Source organism: Geobacillus sp., from assembly GCF_017515625.1.
In the GTDB taxonomy this organism is placed as follows: Bacteria; Bacillota; Bacilli; order Bacillales; family Anoxybacillaceae; genus Geobacillus; species Geobacillus stearothermophilus.
Map to the genome: position 1 here is coordinate 1 of NZ_JAFWFM010000063.1, position 5,929 is coordinate 5,929.

The 5,929-nt window shown below is 49.8% G+C and carries 6 protein-coding genes; 2 read left to right on the forward strand and 4 right to left on the reverse strand.

The genetic code is table 11. The annotated features are described in order from the left end of the window. The 3 genes from IKE44_RS04005 to IKE44_RS04015 all read right to left on the reverse strand — a co-directional run. On the reverse strand, positions 1-800 hold an 800-nt coding region (locus IKE44_RS04005; protein ID WP_287465067.1), incomplete at its 3' end, for an aldo/keto reductase. 282 nt (positions 801-1,082) lie between these two features. Next, on the reverse strand, positions 1,083-2,345 hold the full coding sequence (locus IKE44_RS04010; RefSeq protein WP_049626352.1) for a dicarboxylate/amino acid:cation symporter: 1,263 nt from the start codon (positions 2,343-2,345) through the stop codon (positions 1,083-1,085). 269 nt (positions 2,346-2,614) lie between these two features. Beyond that, positions 2,615-2,782 (reverse strand): hypothetical protein, encoded by a 168-nt coding sequence (locus tag IKE44_RS04015; RefSeq protein ID WP_162489994.1) that lies wholly within the window; start codon positions 2,780-2,782, stop codon positions 2,615-2,617. 35 nt (positions 2,783-2,817) lie between these two features. On the opposite strand from IKE44_RS04015, the gene IKE44_RS04020 reads away from it, so the two are divergent. Next, on the forward strand, positions 2,818-3,498 hold the full coding sequence (locus IKE44_RS04020) for a response regulator (RefSeq protein WP_049624417.1): 681 nt from the start codon (positions 2,818-2,820) through the stop codon (positions 3,496-3,498). Between the two features lie 284 nt (positions 3,499-3,782). Further along, positions 3,783-4,475, forward strand: a complete 693-nt coding sequence (locus tag IKE44_RS04025; RefSeq protein WP_033016566.1) for a hypothetical protein — start codon at positions 3,783-3,785, stop codon at positions 4,473-4,475. A 70-nt stretch (positions 4,476-4,545) separates the two neighbouring features. On the opposite strand, the gene yhbH is transcribed toward IKE44_RS04025, so the two are convergent. Beyond that, positions 4,546-5,703 (reverse strand): sporulation protein YhbH, encoded by a 1,158-nt coding sequence (yhbH, locus tag IKE44_RS04030; protein ID WP_287465071.1) that lies wholly within the window; start codon positions 5,701-5,703, stop codon positions 4,546-4,548. Positions 5,704-5,929: the final 226 nt, after the last annotated feature.

A 5,929-nucleotide genomic window follows, 5' to 3' on the forward strand; every position in this document is an offset into this window, starting at 1 on the left:
CCGACCCGTTTGTTCAAGTTCAACGCGTCGATCTGTTTCATTTCTTCGTCGGTCAGCGAGAAATCAAAAATATCAGCGTTTTCCTTGATCCGCGCCGGCGTCACCGATTTCGGGATCGTCACGACGCCGTGCTGCAAATCCCAACGCAACACGACTTGCGCTGGCGTTTTCCCGTATTTTTTGCCAATTTCAACGATTGTCGGTTCGGTTAAAATTTCCCCGCGCATAAGCGGCGACCATGCCTCAAGCTGGATGCCGTTTTCCCGACAAAACGTAAGCAACTCTTTTTGCGTCAGGCGCGGGTGATACTCGACTTGGTTGACCATCGGCTTAATTTCGCAGTCAGCCAGCACATCTTGCAAATGGTGAATTTGGAAGTTGCTGACGCCAATCGCGCGCACATAGCCGTCTTTATACAGCTTTTCCAGCGCTTTGTACGTCTCTTTATACTTCCCTTTCACCGGCCAGTGGACTAAGTACAGGTCAACATAATCAAACCCAAGCTTTTTCAAGCTTGCATCAAACGCCTTCAGCGTCGTCTCATACCCTTGGTCGGTGTTCCATACTTTCGTCGTCACAAATACTTGCTCGCGCGGAATGCCGGATTCACGGATCGCTTGCCCGACCCCTTCTTCGTTTTCGTAAAAAGCGGCCGTGTCAATATGGCGATAGCCAATTTCCAACGCGGTGCGCACCGTGCTTTTTACTTCCTCGCCCTCCTTTACTTTGTAGACGCCAAGGCCAACCCAAGGCATTTTCACCCCGTTATGCAAAGTGGCGCAATCTTGCAGGCCGTTCATATCCTCTCCTCCTCGAGCGTCATTATAGTTTCATTATGGGAAAAGAGGGAAAGAAAATCAAAATATATGCTTGCTCTCCTTTCTCACTTCCCCGCGTCCCTCTTGTTCTTTCTTTAGGGGAAAATCAACGCAAAAACGAGGGGAAACGCTCCCCTCGCGCTGTTATTGCATTCCTTCTTTCATCCATTCGGCGATTTGCAGCGTGCGGCTCCTTTCCCGACGCAGTCAGAAACATGCGAACGGAAAAGCTGTCAATTGGACTTGCAGATCGGCTCCTGACTCTTATTTGGCCACGCTCATCGAGGCGCGCTCCACTTCAGCTTCGTTCGGATGAAACTCGTTTTCCATTTTCGAAACAACCACTGTCGCTACAGCATTGCCGATGATGTTCGTAATCGCCCGCGCTTCCGACATGAAGCGGTCAACCCCAAGCAACAAGGCGATGCCTTCGACCGGAATCATCGGAAATGCTGCCAACGTTGCAGCCAGTGTAATAAAGCCGGAACCGGTAACCCCTGCTGCCCCTTTCGAGGTGAGCATTAATACGCCAAGCAACGTCAGCTCTTGCCAAATGGTTAAATCAATGCCGTACGCTTGGGCGATGAAAATGGCTGCCATCGACAAGTAAATCGATGTGCCGTCTAGGTTAAACGAATACCCTGTCGGAACGACAAGACCAACAACCGATTTCGAGCACCCGTATTTTTCCAAACGTTCCATCAGCCGCGGCAACGCTGATTCAGACGAAGATGTGCCCAAAACAAGCAACAGTTCCTCTTTGATATAAGCGAGAAACTTAAAGATGTTAAACCCATAAAACTTGGCAATCCCGCCAAGCACGACGAAAATGAAAAGCGCCATCGTAATGTAAACAGAACCCATCAGTTTACCGAGCGACACGAGCGATCCGAGGCCGAACGTGCCGATCGTGTACGCCATCGCGCCGAACGCGGCGATCGGCGACACCTTCATAACCATGTTGACGACGCCAAAGAAAATTTCAGCGATTCGCTCAAACAACGAAAGCACCGGTTTGACTTTCTCCCCTAACCCTGCTGCCGCCAAGCCAAACAGGACGGCGAAGAAGAGTACCGGAAGCAATTCTCCGCTGGCCATCGCGGCGACGACGTTATCCGGGATAATACTGAGCACGAAATCGACAAACCCGTGGCTCGTCTCTTCCGCCTGCTTCGTATATTGCGAAATGTCGCCGCCTTTTACTGCATCGGTATGAAACCCAACCCCTGGTTTGACAAGGTTGACGACGACAATCCCGATCGCCAACGCAAACGTCGTGACAATTTCAAAATAAATGAGCGCCTTGCCGCCGATGCGGCCGACCTTTTTCAAGTCGCCCATATTGCCGATTCCGATGACGACGGTGAAGAAAATGATCGGGGCGATCACCATTTTAATCAGCTTAATAAATCCGTCTGCCAATACTTTTAACTTCGCTACGAATTCTGGAAATAGAAATCCGACAATGATCCCTAAAATAATGCCGATGATGACTTGCACCGTCAAGTTTTTCAGTTTTCTCCGCATTTCTCCCACTCCTTTCGATATATTGGAAACACTTTCAACATTATCATAAAGAAAAATCGTTGAAATCAAAATATTATGGTGATAATGGTCGTTTTGGTCTTGACCTTTTTGCTGTTCAAAAACAAAAAAGCTTCCGCCCGCGGAAGCCTATTACGATCCTCTCTTTTATCATATCAGAGGAATCATGCTAAAATAAATGATAATGACTGTTTCGAAAAAAGAGGAGTCTCGCCACGAATCGGCTGCCGATCCGTTGGAAAATCATGATTTTAATTTTTGTCATCGTCAGTTTTTCGATGCTGCTGAGCGGCTTGTTTATCATCAGCGATTTTTTTCATACAAAAGAAGAAGGAAAAGGCACCATCTTTACGATCACATTTGACATGTAACATAGCAAGGAAGCCTAGCGAAACAGCGCTGGTGTCTTTCTCCATCATGTAAACAGGCTCCATCCGTGCAAAGGAGGAAAAGCATGTACCGTGTACTGCTCATTGAAGACGATCCGATGGTCCAGGAAGTGAACCGGCAAATGATTGAACAAGTCGACGGCTTCACCATCGTCGGCCTTGCCGGAAACGGTGAAGAAGGACTCCGCCTCATCGACGAGCTGCGTCCCGATTTAGCGATGATTGATATTTACATGCCGCAGCTGGACGGCCTTGAAACAGTAAAGCAAATCCGCGCCCGCGGCCATGAAGTTGATATCATCGCCATCACAGCGGCAAGCGACATTGAAACAGTGCGCCGCGTCCTGCAAAACGGCGCCTTCGATTACATTTTGAAACCGTTTAAATTTGAACAGCTCAAACAGGCGCTGGGAAATTATCGGGCGTTCCGCCAGTCGCTTGCAGAAAAGGAATCGCTCACCCAGGCAGAACTCGATGCACTACGGCAAACGGCTGAACAACCTGCCGCCTCGCTCCCTGAACTTCCGAAGGGATTAAACGAAGTGACGTTGGAAAAAGTCGTCGCCTACTTGCGCCAGCACCGCTTCCCTGTTTCCGCCGAGGAAGTGGCCGAGGGCGTCGGCATCGCCCGTGTGACGGCCCGCCGCTACTTGGAATACCTTGAGAAAACGGGACAAGTGATACTCGATGTGCAATACGTCGGCGTCGGACGCCCCGTCAACCGCTATCAGTTGAAACGACTATAGCCTACCCGGTAGCCCGCACGATTAACCGGGTGGGCAACTCTTCTTGTTTTCGCGGAACATTTCCTGTCTCCAGCCAATGGTAAAGAAGGTGAAACGCTCTTTCCCCAAGCGTAAAATGGGGGAGCGCCACTCGTCGCCACTGTTTGGCGCGGGGCGCATGTCGCCTTGCACACCAAACAACAAGCCAAAACGAACAAACAGAAAAAATAGGGAAACGAGTCTGTTTGTTTCCACCGTTTCAATTGGTATAATGGGGGGTATATGGAACGTAGGGAGGAATGAACATGATTCGATACTGGAAACTGTTGTTCTCTCTCGCTGTCGCCTTCGTCTTGCTGGTTGGCTGTGGAACGAAAGAGCACGAGACGACACAGGCGGCAAAGGAAGAGCAGACAGCCGCCGATCAAAAACCATCGTCTGATGCGCCGTCATCCAAGAACCCTTCTCCTTCGAAGGAAGCAAAAGAGCAAACATCAACGAAAAAGAACGAAGAAGAGCAACGAGCGGCAGGAGGAGGACAACCCGCTGCTTCACAACCGACCATTTCATTGTCCTACCAAGATGGAAACCAAACCGTCACGAAAACCGCAACGCTGCAAACAAGCAACAATCAGCATTTTTCCCTCTATGTTTTGGAAGGATGGACCCTTGACGCCGAAGAACCGGGCGCCGATGTCTTGCTTCATGGCGAAGCATTCGCTCGCATCCGCTTGCTTTCGGAGGGGGAAACAAACTACGAGCAACTAGCGCAAGAACATGCCCAAGCGGTTGACGCCAACGCCGCCCGCCAACAAACGAACGGATTGCCTAAGCCGTTCGCTGATGCCGTTTGGTACACTGCCCAAGCGGACGGTGTCACCGTTCATGTCATCGCCAGCGCCCAACCAGCGCCAATGCTATTGACCGTGCACGCTCCACGCAACGAAGACGTGCTTGGCGCCGTGCTCGCCATGGCGGCGACGCTGCAAAAGCAATAACTTATTTTAGGGAGGGCGATTGCCCTCCCTTTCCAAAAAGAAAAACCCCCTTTTTTCAGCTGCCAGAGGGTCAAACGAGCTGCTTGCTCTCTTCTTTGCGGAAAAATGTTTTCATCGCATGGAACACATCTGATTTTTGCTTCAAAATATAATAGCGGAACTTTTCATCCTTAATATTGCGATACGCCGACATGAGTGTGGAATGGCGGTTGTACTGGTTGACTTCTCCATACCCAAACATGTTCGACACTTTCATCAGCTCTTGAACAAGCTTCACACAGCGGGCATTGTCCGATGTCAAGTTGTCGCCGTCGGAGAAGTGGAACGGATAAATGTTGTAGCGCGACGGAGAATACTTCGTTTCGATCAGTTCCAGCGCCTTGCGGTAGGCGGATGAGCAAATCGTCCCGCCGCTTTCCCCTTTCGTGAAAAATTCATCCTCGCTGACAACTTTCGCTTCCGTATGATGGGCGATAAAGGCGATGTTGACTGTTTCGTACTTCGTGCGCAAAAAACGCGTCATCCAAAAGAAGAAACTGCGCGCCATGTATTTTTCCCACATGCCCATCGAGCCGCTTGTGTCCATCATGGCCAAGACAACGGCCTTCGATTCCGGCTTGACGACTTCATTCCACGTTTTAAACTTTAAATCTTCGCGGTAAATCGGGTAAAAGCCTGGTTTGCCGCTCATGGCATTGCGTTTGAAAGCGGCGAGCATCGTCCGCTTTTTATCGATGTTCCCCATCAACCCGGTGCGGCGAATGTCGTTAAATTCGATATGTTGAACGACATTTTGATCCAGTTCTTTCCGCTGCAAGTTCGGCAGCTCCAGTTGGCTGAAGAGCGCTTCTTCGATTTCCATCAACGACACTTCAGCCTCGTAATAATCTTGACCCGGCAAGTCGCCGGCTCCTTGGCCTTTTCCTGGCCCTTGCCCCTCCCCACTTCCGTCTCTGGCCACGACATCGCCGACTTGGCTGTCTCCGTTTCCTTGGCCGACATGTTTGTTTTTCTCATAGTTGTAGCGAATTTTATATTCATCCAGCGAGCGAATCGGAATCTTAATTACATCGCGTCCGTTGGACATAATGATGCTTTCTTCCGTAATCAAATCCGGCAAATTGTTTTTGATCGCTTCCTTTACCTTTTCTTGATGCCGCTTTTGATCGTCATATCCTTTGCGGTGGAGGGACCAGTCTTCTTTCGATACAACGAAATTCCCTTTCATATTTTCCCCTCCCTCTAGAAATGTTGATGTATCAAGGCTTTTCGGCCCCTCAGGGGTGTCCAAAAAATATTTTTCGACAAAATCCCTTACATCCTTTTTCAGTTTTGTGGATATCTTACAGACCTAGGGTGCGCTTCGCGGCCACGGATGGGTATATTTTCCTTCCATGGGGAGAAGCGTATTCGATGCACCCTTTGGATCTCCGCGTCGCTGATGAGGACGAACC